Raw genomic sequence first — 19,736 nt, forward strand, 5'->3', positions numbered from 1 at the left:
TTACATGATGCTAAAGACGGGTTGTGTCGTGCGGATTATGCCCTAGAGTTTCATCTCAGTGTAGCCAGTACAAACACTTATAGATGCCAATCTCTCAAACGAGCACGTAATCTGTGCATTGCCTGGCTGTGGATCTGGCTGACACGGGACTCACTCACGTTCAAAACGTCGCCAATCTCGCGTAAATTTAGCTCTTCATCGTAGTAAAGAGAGAGAACCAACGCTTCTCTCTCGGGTAAGCGACCAATTTGCTCAGATAATGCAATTTGAAATCGCTCCGCTGCCAATTCATCAAATCCGGTGCCTGCAGGCCCATCATCAGGGTGCCCGATCACATCCTCACTGATCCCCAGATCTTCGATACCAATAATCTTGCCGCATGAGACATCCTGCAGCATGGCGTGATAGTCATTGATGGAGACACCCATCTGGACCGCCACTTCGGTATCCCGAGCATCCCGTCCATGAGCCTGTTCGACATTCTCGATAGCCTCGGCAATAGCGCGACTGTTGCGATGCACAGAGCGCGGCACCCAGTCGCCACGACGAATTTCATCGAGCATGGAGCCACGGATGCGGATCCCGGCGTAGGTTTCGAAGCTGGCGCCCTTGCTACCGTCAAAATTGCGAGAAGCTTCGAGCAACCCAATCATACCTGCCTGGATCAGGTCATCCAGCAAGACACTGCTGGGCAGGCGAGCCAACAAATGCTGGGCAATTCGCTTGACCAGAGGAGCATGGCGCTCCACCAGCACATAGGAATCCTGATGACGCAAGTACGCTTGGGCTTTATTCACGGGAACCTTCCTGTGTCGTGGCCGGTTTTTGCAACAAGTTTTCCAGGAAAAACTCCAGGTGACCACCTGGCTGGTTTGGCACCGGCCAGCTCGCCGCCTTGTTGGCCAGCGCCCGAAATGCCAGCGCAGCTGGCGACTTGGGAAACGCTTCAACAATCAGCTTCTGTTTGCGCACTGCCGCACGTAAATTCGTGTCGTAAGGCACGCAGGCAACCAGCTCCAGTGAGGTGTCGAGGAAGCGGTCTGTCACCCTGGTCAACTTGGCAAAGAGCTCCTGCCCTTCACGCAGGCTGCGCACCATGTTGGCCACAACTTTAAAGCGAAACACGCCGTGATCCTTGGAGAGGATCTTGATCAGGGCATAGGCATCGGTAATGGAGGTCGGCTCATCACACACCACCACCATGATGTCCTGAGCGGCACGGGTGAAACTCAGCACCATGTCGGAGATCCCCGCCGCCGTATCCACCATCAGGATATCGACCTGGGTCTTCATCTCGCTGAACGCCCTGATCAGCTCGGCATGCTGCACTGACGAGAGCTCCACCATCGATTGGGTGCCCGAGGTCGCGGGTACAATCATCATGCCATAAGGGCCTTCGACAATGATGTCATCTATGGTGCATTCGCCAGCCAGTACATGAGAGAGGTTGCGATGAACCCGCAGCCCCAGCATGACGTCGACGTTGGCCAACCCCAAGTCAGCATCCAGCACCAGCACCCGTTTACCTTGGGCCGCCATGGCTCCCGCCACGTTCAGGGTCACGTTGGTCTTGCCAACGCCACCCTTGCCACCGGACACGGCGATTACTTTTACTCGATTGTTTTGACGCATTTTGCGCAGACCACTCGCCTGATCCATATGTATGTTACTCATAAAACTCCGAATCTTCGGCCTCGCCAAAGCCTGCGCCCCAGAAATAGGGCTCTTCTGTTTCTCGCTCCAGCGAGCCCATGGCCGCTCCGACGAGTTGCGCCGCATTGGCAACCTGAATATCTTCCGGAACCCTTTGCCCGTCAGTGATATAGCTGATTGGCAAGGCATTCTGGATACACACGTTTATCACTTCGCCCAGGTTCAGACTCTCGTCCAATTTGGTAAGTATGCAGCCGCTCAATGGGATCCGCCGGAAATGGTCCACCGCTTCCTGCATCACCCGACGCTGGGAGGTCGCAGACATCACCAGATAACTGCGGATCCGTACCTTGGCATTCTTGACCAGGGTATCGAGCTGCTCGGTCAAGCGGATATCCCGCTGGCCAACCCCGGCCGTATCGATGAGCACCAGACGCCGATGACGGAACTGATAGAGTGCAGTGGCCAGCTCTTCGGCATCACGCACCTGCCGCACCGGGCAACCCATGATCCGGCCATAGGTCTGCAGCTGTTCATGGGCACCGATCCGGTAGTTGTCGGTGGTGATCAGCGCCACCTGCTCGGCGCCATACTTCATGGCAAAACGTGCCGCCAGCTTGGCGATGGTGGTGGTCTTGCCTACCCCGGTCGGGCCTAGCAGCGCCACCGCTCCCCCCTGACGTAAAATCTCGTCTTCACTGATCTTGAGCTGACCCGTCAATACCTCTGCCAGCTGTGCCATGGCCTGGTGGATGGACATATCCTCGGGGATAAGCCCCGCCAGTTGATCGGCAAACGCATCATCAAAGCCCATCTTCTTGAGCTCTTTGATCAGCAATGCCCGCATTGGCTCACGGCGCTCTACCTCTTGCCACATCAGCCCGGAAATCTGGTGTTCCAGCAACTTTCGGATGCTGGCCATCTCCTTGCGCATCCCTTCCATCTCTTGTTCGCGAGGTGCAGGCTGCGCGGGCCGGCCCAGCGTTGCAGCCCTGGCTTTTGGCTTGGCGGGCTCAGGAGCTGCGCCCCACTGCCCCTGTTCGGCCAATGTTCTTGGCGCGGTATTGGCTGCCGCAAGGCCAGCTGACTGGGTGCTGCTCATGGCGGCAGCGTTGCCCGGCTTGAGCTTTTGCTGGCGAGCCAGCAATGCGGCCAGGGTATCGGCATAATGTTCGTTCTGCTCCTTCGCCTGAGTCGGTTCAGGGCGAGTCATCTGCCGTCCGGCAGACGAAATATTGACGCTCTCGTCATTCAGTTGACGGCGAACCGGCGCATCTTTAGGCCCCGGGACCTGGGATTGATAATCGACTGCGGCGACTATCTCGACCCCACCGGTGACCTTCTTGTTGGACATGATCACCGCATCGGGCCCGAGAGTCTCCTTGACCTCGGCCAGAGCCGTTCGCATGTCCTTGGCAAAAAACCGCTTAATCTTCACCCGTCATCTCCGCTAACTAGTTCTGCCCTACTGCGCTGACGATGCGAATCTGCTTGTCGTCGGGCACTTCCTGATAAGACAGAACGCGCAATCCAGGAATGGCATTCTTGACAAATTTCGCCAAGGTATTACGCAAGATCCCCGATGTCAGAAGCACGGCTGGCTGGCCTTCCAGTTCTTGTCGTTGCGTGGCTTCCACCAGTGATCGCTGCATCCGCTCGGCTAGGCCAGGTTCAATACCGGCACCATCACCGCCACCTGCCTGCAGGGATTGATGCAATATACGTTCCAATTCCGGCGCCAAAGTAATCACCGGCAACTCGGGATCCGGGCCGGCAATCTCCTGCACAATCAGGCGGCGCAGGGCAATCCGGCAGGCAGCTGTGAGCACTTCCGGATCCGGGCTGCGCGGCGCGTATTCAACCAGGGTCTGCAGGATAGTGCGCATATCGCGGATTGGCACGCCTTCATTGAGCAAATTCTGCAATACCTTCACAAGGTTACCCATACTGATCACTTCCGGCACCAACCCTTCCACCAGCTTGCTCTGGTGTTTGCCAATCATGTCGAGCAGCTGTTGTACCTCATCATGACCCAGCAACAAGGCTGCATGGTTGGTGAGGATCTGGCTCATATGGGTTGCCACTACAGTGGCAGTATCCACTACTGTATAACCCAGTGTCTGTGCCTGGGACACCTGATCTTTGGCAACCCAGACCGCTTCCAGTCCAAAGGCGGGATCCTTGGTGGCAATCCCCTGCAGCTGACCAAACACCTGACCCGGATTGATAGCCATCTCTTTGTCATGGTAGACATTGGCCTCGCCGGTGCTGACCCCCATCAAGGTGATGCGGTACTGGTTAGGCGCCAGATCCAGGTTGTCGCGAATATGCACGGCCGGCACCAGAAAGCCCAACTCTTGCGAGAGCTTCTTGCGCACCCCTTTGATCCGGTTGAGCAATTCCCCACCCTGGTTGCGATCCACCAGCGGGATCAGCTGATAACCCACTTCAAGGCCAATGATATCGACCGGCATCACATCGTCCCAGCTCAGCTCTTTCTGCTCATGGGGCTGTTCGTTGGTAGCAGGCATCAGCTCACCCTTGGCGACTTTGGCCGCTGCCAGCTTCTCGCGGCGCAACAACCACCAGGCGCCTGCTGCAGATACCGCCCCCAACCCCAAAAATGCCAAGTGAGGCATACCCGGCACCAGACCCATCATCAGCAGAATGCCGGCAGAGATAATCAGCGCCTTGGGATTGTCAAACAACTGACCCAGTACCGCTGTGCCCATATCCTGATCGGTATTTTGCCGGGTCACTATGATGGCGGCGGCGATAGAGAGCAACAGCGAGGGGATCTGCGCCACCAGGCCATCACCGATGGCCAGCAAGGTGTAAATCTCTGCCGATTCCGCGAAGGTCAGCTGGTGCTGCATCATCCCGATAATGAAGCCACCGATGATGTTGATAAAGAGGATCATGATGCCCGCGATGACATCCCCTTTGACAAACTTGGAGGCACCATCCATCGAGCCGTAGAAGTCGGCCTCCTGCGTGACCTCTTGCCGACGCTTCCTGGCTTCTTCCTGATTGATGAGGCCGGCGTTCAAGTCGGCATCGATGGCCATCTGCTTGCCCGGCATCGCATCCAGGGTGAACCGGGCGCTCACCTCCGCGATCCGCCCAGCACCCTTGGTAATGACCACAAAGTTGATGATGATCAGGATGGTAAAGACGATGATACCGACCGCATAGTTGCCACCGATCACCACCTTACCGAACGCCTCGATCACATGGCCCGCCGCTGCGGTGCCATTATGACCTTCCAGCAATACCACCCGAGTTGACGCAACGTTAAGCGCCAACCGAAGCAGGGTGGCGAGCAGTAACACGGTGGGAAAGGCGGCAAATTCAAGGGGACGGCGGGTGTAAACGGCAACCAGCAACACCACAATGGAGAGCGCAATGTTGAACGAAAAGAGCACATCCAGCATCAAAGGTGGAATGGGCAACACCACCATACCCAAGGCGGCCAGTACCAGTAACGGAGTACCGAACCCGGTGGTCAGTAACCCTCTGTACTCTTTCAATCGGCCCAAAGATGCCTTGAATTCCATCGTCTTTCTCAATTTCAACGTGCTGGTGTCAGATTAATGCAAGCATCAAGCCAAAACACCAAGGCATTGAAATTAAATGATTTTATTATTATTGCGTCAGAAGTTTGTCATTTTCGGTATTCAGTCGGGATGGGGAGGTCTTTGGCCAGCGTCTGAGGACGGCGTCCCTGACCACGACGGAATTTTTTCAGTTGGAAGACATAGGCAAGCACTTGGGCAACCGCCGCAAACAGCCCTTCCGGGATCTCATGGCCAATCTCGGTGGAATGATAAATAGCCCGGGTCAACTCAGGTGAGGGCATAATCGGGATCTCGTATTCCCTGGCTATCTCCCTGATCTTCATTGCGATTTCATCAGTGCCCTTGGCCACTACCTTGGGTGCGGCTCCGGGTTTGCCTGCATCATACTTGAGCGCCACCGAGTAGTGGGTCGGGTTGGTGATCACCACATCGGCCTTGGGCACATCCCCCATCATCCGGCGCATCGCCATCTGCATCTGCAACTGGCGGATCTTGCCCTTCACCTCAGGCTTGCCTTCGCTGTCCTTGAACTCGTCCTTCACCTCCTGCTTGGTCATCTTGAGCTGACGCATGTGGTTCCATTGCTGGAACGGCACATCGATGGCAACAATCGGCAGCAGGGCACAACAGAGGATGATCAACATCCAGAGAAACAGCTCAAGGGCGTCTATGATGCCGCCGGGGAATCCCTCCATGGAGAGGTTAAGCAGGTGATTGAACTGGCTGGAGAGCATCCACCAGGCAAACAGGGTAATAAACACCACCTTGGCGATGGACTTGACCAGCTCAATCAGCGACTGCACCCCGAACATCCGTTTCAAGCCACTGAGCGGGCTCAGTTTGCTCCATTTTGGCAGCATAGCTTCCGTCGAAAAATTCATCCCTCCCATCAGGGTGTTACCAATAAAGGCGGCAACGGCCACCAGGGCGAACAGCAGCCCCAGCGGAAGGATCAATTCCGCCAGAAGCGCGGGCACCATGGCGATCATGGCGTTGGGATCAAACGCCTGCTCCCGATCCAGGGTAAAGCCCATGGTGACGACTTTGATCATTGCGGTCGCCAGCGAGCCCTTGAGCATCAGCAGGCCGAATACTGCTGACAGCAGGACGCTGGCGGTACCCAGCTCCTTTGAACGTGCAATCTGCCCTTTATCACGGGCCTGTTGCAGTCGTTTGCCCGTGGGTTGTTCGGTACGTTCCTGATCGGTATCAGCCATGGGCACCGCCAAAGCATTGGGTGTTGATCAGCTCGCAGCTGACCTCTTGTACCCGCTCCCACATCATGTCGAAATGGCCGAGGAAACCACCAATGGTGAGCCAGAGGATCAATAGACCGGACATCATGCTGACCGCAAAACCGATACTGAAGATGTTGAGTTGCGGCGCGGCCCGGGTCATGACGCCAAAAGCAAAGTTGATCAGCAGCAGCGCAACGATGGCGGAGAGCGACATCACCAGCGATGCCTGATACATCACCCCGAGAAAGCCGATCAGGGTGCGGATCGCTGGCAGAGACAGCCCGCTGTCCGATACTGGCAACGTCTCAAAACTGAGGATCACCAGCCGCAGCATGATCAGATGACCATCCAGCGCCAGAAACACCAGGGTTGCCAACATCAGATAGAACTGACCCACCACGGGGGCCGACTGGCCATTCATCGGGTCCACCAGAGTGGCGAATCCCAGACTGGTCTGCATGGCAATGACCTGACCGGCCATCACGAAGCTCTCCATCAGAAACTGGGTCATCAGGCCGAGGGCAATACCGATCAGCAACTGCTGGCCCAAGACCAGAAAGCTGCCAGCAGAGAAGAGTTCGATGGGGGGCATTTTCGGCAACAGGGGGGCAATCAGAAAAGTGATGGCAAGGGCCAGCCCCATCCGTACTCGCGCAGGGGCGAGGCGGCTGCCAAATACCGCCATCACCATCAGCAGACTACTTACTCGTGCCAGCGGCCAGAGAATGGAAGACAACCACTCCATGATCAGAGCGGTTGTATAGGTCATCCCACCACCTCGGGGATTTGGTTCACCATCAACACGAAGAAGTCCATCAGACTCTGTAAGCCCCAGTGAGCGCCCGCTCCCAGCGCAAACAGGGTCACGATAAGACGTGGCAGAAAACTCAGGGTCTGTTCGTTGATGGAGGTGGCCGCCTGGAAGATGGCGACCACCAGCCCGATGGCAAGACTGGGCAGGATCACGGCACATACCATGATGGTCACCAGCCAGAGAGCCTCGCGAAAAACGTCGACAAAGGTTTCAGGACTCATATTCGAGCTCCTTGCTCCACACCGGCTAACCGGCACCCAGTCCGAAACTGTTGGCCAGTGACCCCAAAATGAGGTTCCAGCCATCCACCATCACAAACAGCATCAGTTTGAAGGGCAGCGAGACGATCATCGGCGAGAGCATCATCATCCCCATCGCCATCAGGATACTGGCCACCACCAGATCGATGACCAGAAATGGCAAAAACAGCATAAAGCCTATCTGGAAAGCAGTTTTCAGCTCGCTGGTCACAAACGCCGGGATCAGCACTCGCAGTGGCACCTCGGCAGGCTTCTCCACCTGCACGTTGGCGATCTCCATAAAGGTATTGAGATCCTTGATCCGGGTCTGGGCCAGCATGAACTGATGGATAGGCAATGTGGCACGCTCCAGCGCCTCCTTGGCTTGAATGGTTTCGGCCAGATAGGGTTGCAGCGCCTCATCATTAATCCGGTCCAGCACCGGCGACATGATGAAGAACGACATAAACAGCGCAATGCCGATCAGTACCTGGTTGGAGGGGCTCTGTTGCAAACCGATCGCCTGACGCAAGATACCCAGCACCACTATGATGCGGGTAAACGAGGTCATCATGATCACCATGGCTGGCAAGAAGGAGAGCGCGGTCATCAGCGCCAGCACTTGCAGGGTCAGGCTGTACTCCTGGGAGCCATCCCCCATGGTCTTGACGGTCACCGCCGACATGGCGTCTTGTGCCAGCGCGGGCCAAGAGCAAAATAGTGGTATCAGCAGGCTGACCAGCAGCCCCATTTTCAGCAATAAGCCGTTAGCTTTTTTCATGCTTACCCATCAATTTGCCAAGCTGCTGGGAAAACGCCTGTGGCTGGCTCTCGTCCAGCGGCTCCTCCAGCCGACAGAGGAAGTTGACCTGTTGTGGCGTCACCCCGACCAGCAGTTGCTGTTCACCCACCTTGACCACCAACAGCTTCTCTTTGTACCCCACCGGCAACGAGGCGATGACTCTCATCTGCCCGCCTCCCATGGCGGTCGCCAGCTTGCTCTTTTTGAGCAGAAAACCCAGCACCAAAATGAGGCCAATCACCATCAAGCTGGAGAGCAGCCAGGAGCTCAAACTGGGCGCGTTGGCTGATGCCCCTGTCTCGGCAAAAGCCGGTACAGGCAGCAGTAACAACAGGAGGCGCATCATTTGAGCTTTTTGATCCTTTCAATCTGGCTGATAACGTCGGTCAGACGGATACCAAACTTGTCATTCACCACCACCACCTCGCCGTGGGCGATCAGAGTGCCGTTTACCAGCACGTCCAGCGGCTCACCCGCGACGCGATCCAGCTCCACCACCGAGCCCTGGTTCAGCTGCAGCAGGTTGCGAATACTGATCTGGCTACGGCCCACCTCCATCGCGATGGTCACCGGGATATCGAGAATAGTGTCGAGCTTGCGCCGCTCCTCAGCACTGATGGGAGCATCATCTTTCAGCTCTTCCAGCGGGGCCGGTTTGGCTTCTGCAATGACCTGCTCCTCCAGTGCCGCAGCCCAGGCATCAGCCATCAAATCCTCTTCCTCAGTTCCGCTCATCTTGTTTCCTTATGCTACTTCGTGACCGTTTATCGCAATAAACCGTCGATTATCGCTGTTGATCTTCGATACTGCGCTCGAGCTCTTCCAGCTCGGCCTCGCCATCAATACGTACACCGCCCCGGGTCACCAGATGCATCTCGGTCTTTACCCCTTCCGGGCGCTTGAGTTTATCGGTTATCTTGAGCGCCACATTGTCCTTGGTACGCCCCATCTTGGCGTGGAAGGTCGGCAAGTCTTCCACATAGACCAGCAGATTTTCCGGCATATCGACCGGGATGATATCGCCAGGTCGCAGCTCCATCAGTTCACGCAGGGTCAGCTCGGTTTCCAGCAACTTGGCCCGCAGCTCGACCTTGACGTCCATGATCTCGTCGCGCAGCGCCTTGCTCCAGCGCACGTCAGTGTCGCCCTTGTCACTCTGCACACCGGCATCCAGCAGTTCGCGGATCGGTTCCAGCATCGAGTAAGGCATGGCCACGTGAAAGTCACCGCCACCACCATCGAGCTCGATATGGAACGAACTCACCACAATCACCTCGGTTGGGCTGACGATGTTGGCCATCGCCGGATTCACTTCAGAATCGAGGTACTCAAAGCCCACATCCATCACCGGTGCCCAGGCATCCTTGTAATCTTCGAACACCAGTTTGAGCAGCATCTGGATAATGCGCCGCTCGGTCGGGGTAAATTCGCGCCCTTCGATCTTGGCGTGATAACGACCATCGCCGCCGAAGAAGTTTTCCACCAGGATAAAGACCAGCCGCGCCTCCATGGTGATCAGTGCCGTGCCCTTGAGCGGACGAAAACGCACCATGTTGAGACTGGTCGGCACGAACAGGGTGTGGACGTACTCGCCAAACTTGAGCATCTGCACCCCGTTGATAGAGACCTCGGCGGTACGACGCATCATGTTGAACAGGCTGATCCGCATGTGGCGGGCGAAACGTTCGTTCACCAGCTCCAGCGTCGGCATGCGACCACGGACGATGCGGTCCTGGGAGGAGAAGTCAAACTGGGCAACGCCGGGATCCCCCGCCGAGCCTATCTCCTCCTCTTCGACATCATCGACACCGTGCAAGAGGGCATCAATTTCGTCCTGACTTAACAGATCGCTCACGCTTCCACCTACTGCATCACAAAGCCGGTAAACAGCACTTGTTCGATAACGGGGGAAGAGACCAGGTCCTTGAGCACCCGACGGCACTCTTCCAGTGAATCCTTACGCAGCTTCTCCTTGCCTTCAAAGGTCATCAGCTGCTCGGCACTGGCCGCGCTGAATACCCGCAGCAAAGTACCTTCAATAAGGGGAATATTCTGTTTGGCCAGGGTCTCGTCGGCCGTGCCGCGCACCATCAGCTGGATCTTAATCTGCACCAGCCGATCCCGTTGGGCACCCGCCACGTTGAATACGAAGGGGCGTGGCATCCCCACATAGAGGGAGGGTTGAGGTGCTTCTACCTTGGGCTTGGCCCCTTCTCCTTCGGCTGCTTCTGCGGGTGGTTTCTCGGAGCCGGAGAGCATCAGGAAGGCACCCGCGCCACCACCGCCCAGCAAAATGACCGCCAGAGCAATGATAATGATCAGCTTCTTTTTTTTACCCGCAGCCGGGTCTTTTAGCGTCAATTCGGTATCGTCTGCCATCCCTTGTCCACCCTAGTCTCAAACTTGTTCGATATCATAAACTTACTCGGGATTGCATCAAGCATAGAAATCAATTGCACTGCTGTTTTCCGATCCCACCAGCACACTCAGGGTCGACGTTGTGATATTTCCCTCATCTTGCCTGTTACCTGAACTCGACTGACCACTACCCTGCCCCTGCTGACCCTGTCCGGTAAAGGTTGGCTGGCCCTGTTGTTGCTGTTGCTGCTGTTGTGACTGTTGCTGAACCTGGGTCTGGCCAAGCTGGATCCCCTGTCCTGCCAGCATCTCCCGCAGTCGGGGCATCGACTGCTCCAACATCTCGCGAGTCTGCCCATGTTGTACCACGAAATGCACGTTGGCCTGGCTGTCGGCACCGATCTGGATCTGGATTTTCATCTTGCCAAGGCCAAGGGGATCGAGCTGGATCTCCGCCTGCTGCAGTTTTTCAGCCAGCATCACGTTGACCTTCTGGTGCAACTCGGCGGGTGCCTCCTGACCGGCCAGCTTCAGATGAGGTAATTGTGCTGGCTCACGGCGTAATGTGCCCTCTGCAGCGGGAGCCCGGCTGTCGGCCACCTGAGCCTGGCTCTGGGTGTGCTGACTATGTTGTACCGTTTGGCTCTGGCTGCTTTCGCTGCTCGATGCCGTGGCAAGGAGGCTCTTGTCCACCTCAGCGGCCTTCGGTTTTACCTCCAACTGCACCGCTTTGCGTACCTCGTCGGTGCCCGTCACTTCCATCTGCTTGATGCCAGCTGAAATGCTCGACAGCGGCGCTTGCGGCCCCTGGGATTCGGCCTGTGCCAACACCTGCTGCGGCGCTACCATCACCGGCGCGGCGGCGCTATCGATTTGGGCCGTAACATTGGGCGTCACGCTGCTCTGGGCTGCGGCACTTGCTGCGGCACTTTCTGCAGCACTTTGCGCCGTCTTCACTTGCGCCGCCCCTTGATTGGCTGATGCGGCAGTGGCTGGTTGCGGGCTACCCTCGGCAGCACTCTTCTCTGTCCCCTTGCCAGCTGCACCACTGCCCTCTGCGGTAACAGCACCCGCCTCAGGCTGCTTGAGCCCCTCGCTGAATGCCTTGAGGGCTGCTCCCTGAGTCGCGGCTTGCGCCGCCTGCCCCTTACCGGTCACTGTGCTGCTGGCTGCGGGGTCGGATTTTCTGTCGCCAGCTTCTTTCGCTGCGAGTGACTCACCGGGTTTGGTGGTGCTTGTCGACTCATCGACCGGCAACACCTTGGCCAGCTGGGCCATCCGCTCTGCCACCGTGAGAGGCTTGGTGTGCTTGCCATCTGCCCCGAGGGTTTCTCCCTTGGCAGAGACTTTCTCCCCGGACTGCCCATCCGGGGTGGTTGCGGCATCTTCCCCCTCAGAGGGGAGGGTGGCGGAAGAGGCATCGCCCTGCGCCACCCCTCGCGCCGCAGAGGGCGATACCGTGGTATCAAGAGTCGATTTTCCGGTCGTTGTCAGCGGCGATTGCGCCTCGGCCTGACTGGCTAGCTGGCGGGCAATCCTTGCTGCGGCAGGGGCCAGCTCGCTTTCATCAAGCGCAATCTCGTCCTGCTCACCCTGTTGCGGCAACGGATTGCCGTCTACCGCAGTGGCGCTCTGTTGGGGCGCCATCGCCAGCTGGGGCGTCACTAGCGAGGTATCGAGCTTGAGGGAGTCTTGCAGACGCAGCAGAAAGTCGGTGGCTGGGACCTCCTCCACCTTGTTGTCGGCGTCAGGATCCTGCTCCTTGCTGGTCTCTTCTTTGGGAGAGGTGCTCTCGGTCGCCAAAGATTTGGCTGATCGGACATTGTTACCGCCCTGAGTGGCCTCGGCGGCGCCCTGTTCGCTGTTCTGGGCCTTGGCAATCAGGGTAGCGAAATCACCCTTGCTGTCGCTGCTGGTTCCCCCATCGATGCTTTTGCTCTCGACGGAACCGCTCAAAGGCGCTTTATCCAAACCGTTAGCCACAGTTGGGGGAGCTTGTGTCAACAGTGTCTGCATCATGATGGGATCCCTGAATTCTGGCGGCCCCCAAAGCGATGGCCCCCGACTATGTCCAGATCAAAGCAAGTTACAGGCCAGCTTGATGAAAGCGGCGCAGCATGGCGTATTCATCCAGCATTTTCTGCTCCTGACGCTGGGCTTTCTGCTGCTCGCGGCCCGCCTGCTTCTTCAACAACAACTCGACAGCCTTACGCCGCTGTTGGGCCGCCAGCCACTCTTCACGGCGCAACTCCAGCGCCTGACGCACCTGCAGCACCCCTTCGTACTGCTGGGTAGCCGCTTGCTCAAGCTTGCTGATAAAAGCGTGATACTGAGTGTTTTGCTGGGCGGTGATCCCTTGCAGACCGCGATCGGTCCACTGCTGGTGATAGATCTGACGATATTGGTTAAGGGCGTTTTGCTGATCCATGAACAGCTTGAGATCCTGCTGCGCCTTCACCAGCGCCAGCGCACACTGCTGCTCCGCCTCCACCAGCCGATCAGCCAACAATAGCAACCCTTTACTCATGGCCGACCTCCTCCATCAACGCCGTTATCAACGCATCAGTGGCATGGCCACCATCTGCAAGGCTTGCAGGCCATCATCATAGTGAATGACCTCGCGCATTCCCTGTTGCAAGAACTGATCCAGATAGGGTTTTTGAATGATGGCGCGGTCGATGCGGGGATCGGATCCCTGGCTGTAAGCGCCGATGGTGATGAGGTCCCGGTTCTGCTGATAGAGGGAGTAGAACTGCTTGAGGGTACGCGCCAAATCCATATGTTCCGGCGAGGTCACCATGGGCATGACCCGACTAATGGATTTTTCGATATCGATGGCTGGATAGTGGCCCGCATCGGCCAGCTCGCGCGACAACACTATGTGGCCATCAAGGATCGCCCGCGCCGCATCGGCGATGGGATCTTGCAGGTCATCCCCCTCGGTCAGTACGGTGAAAAAAGCGGTGATGGAGCCCTGGCCATCACTGCCGTTACCCGCCCGCTCCACCAGCGCCGGTAATTTGGCAAACACCGATGGCGGGTAGCCCTTGGTTGCTGGCGGCTCACCCACCGCCAGTGCGATTTCACGCTGAGCCTGGGCGTAACGGGTCAGCGAATCCATCAACAGCAGCACGTTGAGCCCCTGATCACGAAAATACTCGGCGATCGCCAGAGCGGTTTCACACCCCTTGAGCCGCATCAGCGGCGAGGCATCGGCTGGCGCCGCCACCACCACGGAGCGGGCACGCCCCTCCTCCCCCAGAATGTCTTCGATAAACTCTTTCACTTCCCGGCCCCGCTCACCAATAAGACCCACCACCACCACGTCCGCCACCGAGCCACGGGTCATCATGCCAAGCAGCACCGATTTACCGACACCGGAACCGGCAAACAGCCCCATCCGCTGGCCCTGCCCCACCGTCAACACGGCGTTGATGGCGCGCACCCCTACGTCCATCGGTTGATGGATCGGGCGGCGGGAGAGCGGGTTGATGCGGTGCTGGGCAAACTGCACCGTTTGAGAAGAGAGAATGGGGCCGAGACCATCCAGCGGCTGCCCGATACCGTCGATGACCCGGCCCAGCAAATTCATGCCAACCGGAATGCCATGCTCCTCGGTCATCGGCACCACCCGGGCGCCAGGAATAACCCCCTTGAGCTGTTCGCTCGGCATCAAAAACAGCCGATCACCGGAGAAGCCCACCACTTCGGCCTCCAGCTCGCCATCTTGAGTATCAATGCGGCAAAGGGCACCGATCGCCGCACTACAGCCGATGGCTTCCAGCGTCAGACCCACTACCCGGGTTAATTTACCGGCTACGGGGGGCTTGGGGGCAATACCGCGCACCCGATACCCTTGCAATCTGGTGAGTAACGAGCCGCTCATCTGGCCTCCTGAGAGATAAAAGATTCAGCCGGACAAGAGCCCGGCCTTCGTTATGGACGAGCGTCCTGCGAGACCGGATTTTGCGATGACGAATTGTCCCGCAAAAAGTTGCGCAGCAGCTGTTCGATGCGTCCCGTGAGGGTCAAGTCGATGCTGGAGAGTACCGTTGCCAGCTGCAGATCACCGGGGGAGAGGGTGGGATCGCTCTGCAATCGCCACTGACGCTTGGCACACTCTTCCGCACCGAATGCCTGCTCAACCCGGGCGAGGTCATCGGGATGGAGCATCAGGGTCACCCCCTGTTCGGCGGCAGGGAGCAGCGCCACCCCCTGTTTCAGCGCTTCCAGCAAGATGCGGGGAGAGGTCTCTGCTTCATGGCGAATAAGTGTACGTGCCAGTTGCATCACCAGCGAGATGAGCTGCTGCTCCACCGCCTGATCCAGCTCACTCAGCGGAGTGGCAAGGCGGGAAACCAGCCCCTGCCAGTGGGCGATCTCCTGATCCACCAGGTCGCGCCCCATGGCAAGCCCCTCTTCTTTGCCCTGCTCCAGCCCAACCTGGTGCCCCTGTTGCAGCCCTTCCAGCTTGCCCTCTTCTTGTCCCTTGGCAAAGCCAGCGGCATGACCTTCGGCCATCCCCTCTTCCCAGGCAGCCTGGCGGATCGCCTCCAGCTCTTGGGCAGTAATACTCGGCAGCGGTTCCGGTTCTGGCTCCGGCTCAACGACCTCCTCCTCCTGCTGATACCAGTCAGGCGCAAAACCGAGGGCATTGGTCTCGACCGCCGCTTCGACCTCCATCTGTGGCCAGCCCCACGCCTCTACCGGAGCATCTTCCCCGTCAGGACGCACGTAGCCACGCAGTTTGTTATTCATTGCTTGAGGTACCCCTTGTCACAGCCTGATGCCATATCTGCACGACCGTACCTTGATGACCCATGGTTTAGAGGAACTCCTCACCGCCACCGCCACCCAACATGATCTCGCCAGCATCAGCAAGACGACGGGCGATGGAGAGGATCTCTTTCTGGGCGGCCTCCACTTCGGAGACCCGGATCGGCCCCATGGCCTCCAGATCGTCCGCCAGCATTTCCGCCGCACGCTTGGACATATTCTTGAAGATCTTCTCGCGCATCTGATCGTCGGAGCCCTTGAGCGCCCGTTGCAGCAACTCGCCCGGCACTTCCCGCAGCATGGTCTGGATACCGCGGTCGTCCACATCGATGAGGTTTTCAAACACGAACATCAGATCCTGAATTTGCTGGCTCATCTCTTCATCCGACTCGCGGATAGAGTCCATCAGCTGGCCTTCGATGTTGGTATCCAGATAGTTCATGATATTGGCGGCTGCTTTCAGGCCACCCATCTTGGCTGCCTGAGCACCCGCCGCACCGGCAAACTGTTTCTCCATGATGTCGTTCAGCTCTTGCAACGCCGCCGGTTGCACCTCTTCCAGGTTGGCGATCCGCATCACCAGATCCAGCCGCACCTGCTCCGGGAACTGGCTCAGGATCTCGGCGGACTGCTCCGGCTCCAGATAGGAGAGCACGATAGTCTGGATCTGCGGGTGTTCGTTCAGGATGATACTGGCCACCTGACGAGCATCCATCCACTTGAGCGAATCGAGGCCGCGGGAGCCTGAACCCAATATGATTTGATCCACCAGATTACTGGCTTTGTCCTCGCCAAGGGCCGCCACCAGCGCCTTGCGCACGAAATCTTCGCTGCCGATACCGATGTTGGTGTACTTCTGGATATCGTCGATGAATTGACGGTGCACTGCCGCTACCCGATCGTGACTGAAGTCAGACATGGAGGCCATCGACATACCGAGCCGCTGCACCTGCTTTGGCTCGAGATGGCGAAAGATTTGGGCGGCATCCTCTTCATTGAGGCTCAACATCAGTACCGCTGCCATCTCTATGCCGGACATCTGATCGAGGATCTGGCGCTGGCCGTCGGTGATGTCATTACCGATGACTTGAGTCTTCTTTTCTTCAGGCATCTTTGTTGGTTACCCATTCTTTAATGACCTGAGCGGCCAGATCCGGTTCGTTCGCCACCAGCGCACGCACCGCCTTGAGCAAGTCTTCATCGCGGTGCAGATCAGGCAGCTTCAGCTGACCATCGCGCACACCGAATACCTGATCGCCCTCCACTTGAGCGGACAGCAGGCTCAACTCGTCATCGCCCCCCAGCACAGTGTGGTTGTCAAAATCCACTTCCCCTTCCGGTTTGGCATCCGGATAGAGCAGTCGCTTGAGCATGGGGCGAACCACGGTGACAATCAATACGATAATCACCAGCACTGACGCCGCTATGCGTACCGCACGCCAGAACCAGGGCTGTTCGTAGATCGGCAGGTCGGCGACACTTTCCAGCTCGGGGCGATTAAACGGAATGGCGACCACCTCAAGGGTATCACCCCGGGTCACATCAAAACCAAGGCCACCACTCAGCAGACGGCGCAGGGTATCGATTTCGGCCTGGCTACGGGCCTCACGGGTCACAGCACCATCCGCTCCGGGCACCGCTTTGTAATCGACCGCCACCGAAACGGTCATGCGGCGAATGCCACCCATCTGGCGACGGGTGTGACTGACGGTGGTATCCAGTTCGAAGTTGCGGGTCGCCTCTTTGCGTGAGCGGCCAGAGGCTGCAGCGCCGGCACCATCAGCAGTGGCCGCCTGCTCGGGAATGTTGGACGCAGCGGGCGGCTGGTTGGAGAGTGCCCCCGGCACTCCGCCGCTACTACCATTGGCGCTGTTCTCTTCCATGGTCATTTCAGAGCGCACCGCAGGCAGATCCGGGTTGTAAGTCTTGCGGGTTTGCTCTTGCTGGGAGAAGTCGAGGGAGAGATCCACTTCCGCCGTATAGTTGTCGGCACCCAGCACCGGGATCAGGATGGCGTCAATTTTTTGCTTGTACTCGATCTCTTGCTTCTGCTGCATGGCAAACTCTTTGCGAGTCTGGGCAGAGACCGGGTCTTGCGAGCCGGAGTTGAGCAGGCGGCCATTCTGGTCGGTGACGGTTACCCGAGTTGTCTCAAGGCCGTGTACCGCAGAGGCGACCATGTCGACGATGGAGTCCACCTCACCCTGCCCCAGCGCCGCCCCTTTCAGGTTGAGCACCACGGTGGCACTGGGTTTGCGCTCATTGCGGGCAAACACGTTGTCTTTCGGGATAGCCAGCAGCACTTGTGCCTTGGCCACATTCTGGAACTGCTCGATGGCGCTCGCTAACTGGCGCTCGCGGCTCAGCTTCAGACGCTCGCTCTCCATCCGCTGGCTGACGCCGAAACTGGAATCTTTCAGCAGGATATCTTCACCACCATTGGTGGCATCAACGACATTGGCGAGACCGGCACGGGTCAGGGCCAGCTGGATAGTGGGGTAACTTTCAGCGCTGACCAGTACGCTCTTGCCATCCACTTCATAGGGGATCTTTTGCTGATCGAGGAAGTCGAGGGTCTTCACCAGCTCCTGGGTGCTGTAGGTGCCGAGGGGACGCATGTCCGGCTCCTTGCCCCACAACAGGATGAAGACGGCAATGGCCAGACAGATGGCAAGCCCCAGGATCAGGGTGATTTGCCGCAGCACATCGGTGTTGGACAGAAAGCCCAACGCCGAACTTTTCTGCTCATTTTCATCAAGGGCGGCAGTGCCCTCATCGTTCATCAGCAGATCGCCGTTTTGGTCAGTAGCCACGATTTATGTCCTTATTGCTGACATGTTCATGATGTTCAGTAATCACTTATACCGGCATGTTCATGATGGTCTTGTAGGCATCGACCATCTTGTTGCGCACCTGTACTGTGGCTTCAAAGGCGATGGACGATTTTTGGCCTGCAATCATCACCTCGGCCAGATCCACCGACTTGTCGCCCATATCGAAACGGGTACGCAGATCATTGGCGGCGCCTTGCAGCTCGTTGACGTTGCCGAGCGCCTGTTGCAGCAGCTGACCAAAGTCGGAGGTGACCGGACGACCGGGCTGTGCCAGCGGCGTTGCGCCTGCTTCGATCTTGAGCGCCTGCATCTCTTGCATCAGGCTGCTTGCACTTATTTCCATTTTCCATCCCCAGACAAATCATTGACGCTGACAGCCAATAAGCAATTAGAGTGCCAATGCGTTAATAGTACGGCGAGGATGAGTGGCCAGACCAGGCCGGACGGGTTCGACAACGGCAGGTGGCTCTGATTAAATCCGACTCTGACGCCCAATTTTGCTGGCTGGCAAGGAGTCCGCTCTGGATTATCGCAAACCTGTGTTCAAGGCGATGGACTACATCAGCCACCATCTGGATGACAACCCGAGTCTGGATGAAGTCGCAACTGCGGCCGCCATCTCCACCTTTCACTTCCACCGCATTTTCAAGGCGATGGTCGGCGAGACCATTGCCGGCTTTACCCGGCGCCTGCGCATGGAGCGCGCCGCCCGTCGTTTACTGGCCTCCCCCCAGAGCGACATCACCACCCTCGCGCTGGCCGCCGGGTTCTCCAGCTCACAGAATTTCGCCAAGGCCTTTCGCCTGCACTTCGCCATGAGCCCCTCGGAATACCGCCAGCAACAAGGGGGAAACTGGAAAAGCAAGATTGGAAACGATCCCCTGCCCTTTGAAACCTATGATGGCCTGGTCATGCACCCGGTCACCGAACACCCGGGTCTGTTGCAGGGGGCAAGCGTCAAGCAGATGCCCGCCCGGCGCGTGGCATACATGCGTCGCCTGGGCCCCTATGGCAAGGAGACCTGCGAACAAGCCCATCGGGATTTGCTCGCGCTGTTCGCCTCAGACGAGGCGATGACACCGGCGGGCACCCTGAGTCTCTATTGGGATATCCCCGATATCACCGATGAGACGCGCTGCCGTACTGACGTCTGCATCGAGCTGGGGCCAAAGATCTCCGCTGGGCGCCAGTTAACCACCCAGACCATCGCCGCCGGCCCCTATGCGGTGTGTCAGTTTATCGCTCGCGGCGATCAACTGGTCGCCAGCTGGGAGACGGCGTTTCGCTGGGTAGTAGGCCAAGGGCTGAACTGCGACGATCGCCCGTGTTACGAGCAATACCACGCAGGCACGGACCCCGACCGGGATCATTACGTGTTTGATATCTGTATCCCGCTGATCAACCGATAAGCCGATACCCCATTTCCATTTACCCACTTCGGCGC

General features: G+C 57.9%; 20 protein-coding genes. 1 reads left to right on the forward strand and 19 read right to left on the reverse strand.

What is annotated here, in order from left to right:
- Positions 1-77: 77 nt before the first annotated feature.
- The 19 genes from CF137_RS04985 to fliE form a co-directional block, all read right to left on the reverse strand.
- Entirely contained in the window at positions 78-797 is a 720-nt protein-coding gene (locus tag CF137_RS04985) for an RNA polymerase sigma factor FliA (RefSeq protein WP_101324034.1), read from the reverse strand.
- Complete coding sequence (locus CF137_RS04990; protein ID WP_042020291.1) at positions 790-1,674, reverse strand: MinD/ParA family protein; 885 nt, start codon at positions 1,672-1,674, stop codon at positions 790-792. Before CF137_RS04990 ends, CF137_RS04985 begins: the two co-directional genes overlap by 8 nt.
- Positions 1,667-3,091 (reverse strand): flagellar biosynthesis protein FlhF, encoded by a 1,425-nt coding sequence (flhF, locus tag CF137_RS04995; RefSeq protein WP_042020290.1) that lies wholly within the window; start codon positions 3,089-3,091, stop codon positions 1,667-1,669. The genes CF137_RS04990 and flhF overlap by 8 nt, the downstream gene beginning before the upstream one ends.
- Positions 3,092-3,107: 16 nt before the next feature.
- Positions 3,108-5,210 (reverse strand): flagellar biosynthesis protein FlhA, encoded by a 2,103-nt coding sequence (flhA, locus tag CF137_RS05000; RefSeq protein ID WP_101324033.1) that lies wholly within the window; start codon positions 5,208-5,210, stop codon positions 3,108-3,110.
- 107 nt (positions 5,211-5,317) lie between these two features.
- Positions 5,318-6,448 (reverse strand): flagellar biosynthesis protein FlhB, encoded by a 1,131-nt coding sequence (gene flhB / locus CF137_RS05005; protein WP_101346474.1) that lies wholly within the window; start codon positions 6,446-6,448, stop codon positions 5,318-5,320.
- Positions 6,441-7,238, reverse strand: coding sequence for a flagellar biosynthetic protein FliR (gene fliR / locus CF137_RS05010; RefSeq protein WP_042020286.1), 798 nt, complete (start codon positions 7,236-7,238; stop codon positions 6,441-6,443). Before fliR ends, flhB begins: the two co-directional genes overlap by 8 nt.
- Positions 7,235-7,504 carry a flagellar biosynthesis protein FliQ gene (gene fliQ, locus CF137_RS05015; RefSeq protein ID WP_042020284.1) on the reverse strand — a complete coding sequence of 90 codons (270 nt, stop codon included), beginning with the start codon at positions 7,502-7,504 and terminating at the stop codon, positions 7,235-7,237. The genes fliR and fliQ overlap by 4 nt, the downstream gene beginning before the upstream one ends.
- 25 nt (positions 7,505-7,529) lie before the next feature.
- Entirely contained in the window at positions 7,530-8,303 is a 774-nt protein-coding gene (gene fliP / locus CF137_RS05020) for a flagellar type III secretion system pore protein FliP (protein ID WP_042020282.1), read from the reverse strand.
- The gene (fliO, locus tag CF137_RS05025) at positions 8,290-8,670 is read right to left on the reverse strand and encodes a flagellar biosynthetic protein FliO (protein ID WP_042020280.1); all 381 of its coding nucleotides are present in this window, start codon (positions 8,668-8,670) and stop codon (positions 8,290-8,292) included. The genes fliP and fliO overlap by 14 nt, the downstream gene beginning before the upstream one ends.
- Complete coding sequence (gene fliN, locus CF137_RS05030) at positions 8,667-9,059, reverse strand: flagellar motor switch protein FliN (RefSeq protein WP_042020278.1); 393 nt, start codon at positions 9,057-9,059, stop codon at positions 8,667-8,669. Before fliN ends, fliO begins: the two co-directional genes overlap by 4 nt.
- 49 nt (positions 9,060-9,108) lie before the next feature.
- Positions 9,109-10,179 (reverse strand): flagellar motor switch protein FliM, encoded by a 1,071-nt coding sequence (gene fliM, locus CF137_RS05035; RefSeq protein ID WP_101324029.1) that lies wholly within the window; start codon positions 10,177-10,179, stop codon positions 9,109-9,111.
- A gap of 8 nt (positions 10,180-10,187) precedes the next feature.
- Positions 10,188-10,703 carry a flagellar basal body-associated protein FliL gene (gene fliL, locus CF137_RS05040; RefSeq protein WP_139718243.1) on the reverse strand — a complete coding sequence of 172 codons (516 nt, stop codon included), beginning with the start codon at positions 10,701-10,703 and terminating at the stop codon, positions 10,188-10,190.
- 57 nt (positions 10,704-10,760) lie between these two features.
- Complete coding sequence (locus CF137_RS05045; RefSeq protein ID WP_139718244.1) at positions 10,761-12,701, reverse strand: flagellar hook-length control protein FliK; 1,941 nt, start codon at positions 12,699-12,701, stop codon at positions 10,761-10,763.
- 67 nt (positions 12,702-12,768) lie between these two features.
- Complete coding sequence (gene fliJ / locus CF137_RS05050) at positions 12,769-13,209, reverse strand: flagellar export protein FliJ (RefSeq protein WP_042020272.1); 441 nt, start codon at positions 13,207-13,209, stop codon at positions 12,769-12,771.
- A gap of 27 nt (positions 13,210-13,236) precedes the next feature.
- Complete coding sequence (fliI, locus tag CF137_RS05055; protein ID WP_042020271.1) at positions 13,237-14,568, reverse strand: flagellar protein export ATPase FliI; 1,332 nt, start codon at positions 14,566-14,568, stop codon at positions 13,237-13,239.
- A gap of 50 nt (positions 14,569-14,618) precedes the next feature.
- Positions 14,619-15,440, reverse strand: coding sequence for a flagellar assembly protein FliH (gene fliH / locus CF137_RS05060; protein ID WP_139718245.1), 822 nt, complete (start codon positions 15,438-15,440; stop codon positions 14,619-14,621).
- Positions 15,441-15,507: 67 nt separating this feature from the next.
- Positions 15,508-16,569: a flagellar motor switch protein FliG gene (fliG, locus tag CF137_RS05065; protein WP_042020268.1), complete on the reverse strand. Its 1,062-nt coding sequence runs from the start codon at positions 16,567-16,569 to the stop codon at positions 15,508-15,510.
- Positions 16,562-18,271 (reverse strand): flagellar basal-body MS-ring/collar protein FliF, encoded by a 1,710-nt coding sequence (gene fliF, locus CF137_RS05070; protein WP_162515849.1) that lies wholly within the window; start codon positions 18,269-18,271, stop codon positions 16,562-16,564. Before fliF ends, fliG begins: the two co-directional genes overlap by 8 nt.
- A gap of 46 nt (positions 18,272-18,317) precedes the next feature.
- Positions 18,318-18,635 carry a flagellar hook-basal body complex protein FliE gene (gene fliE, locus CF137_RS05075; protein ID WP_033135920.1) on the reverse strand — a complete coding sequence of 106 codons (318 nt, stop codon included), beginning with the start codon at positions 18,633-18,635 and terminating at the stop codon, positions 18,318-18,320.
- 154 nt (positions 18,636-18,789) lie between these two features.
- On the opposite strand from fliE, the gene CF137_RS05080 reads away from it, so the two are divergent.
- A complete protein-coding gene (locus tag CF137_RS05080; RefSeq protein ID WP_193556558.1) occupies positions 18,790-19,701 on the forward strand; it encodes an AraC family transcriptional regulator in 912 nt (303 codons plus the stop codon).
- Positions 19,702-19,736 lie beyond the last annotated feature (35 nt).

The sequence above is a fragment of the Aeromonas sobria genome (assembly GCF_006243315.1).
Classification (GTDB): Bacteria; Pseudomonadota; Gammaproteobacteria; order Enterobacterales; family Aeromonadaceae; genus Aeromonas; species Aeromonas sobria_A.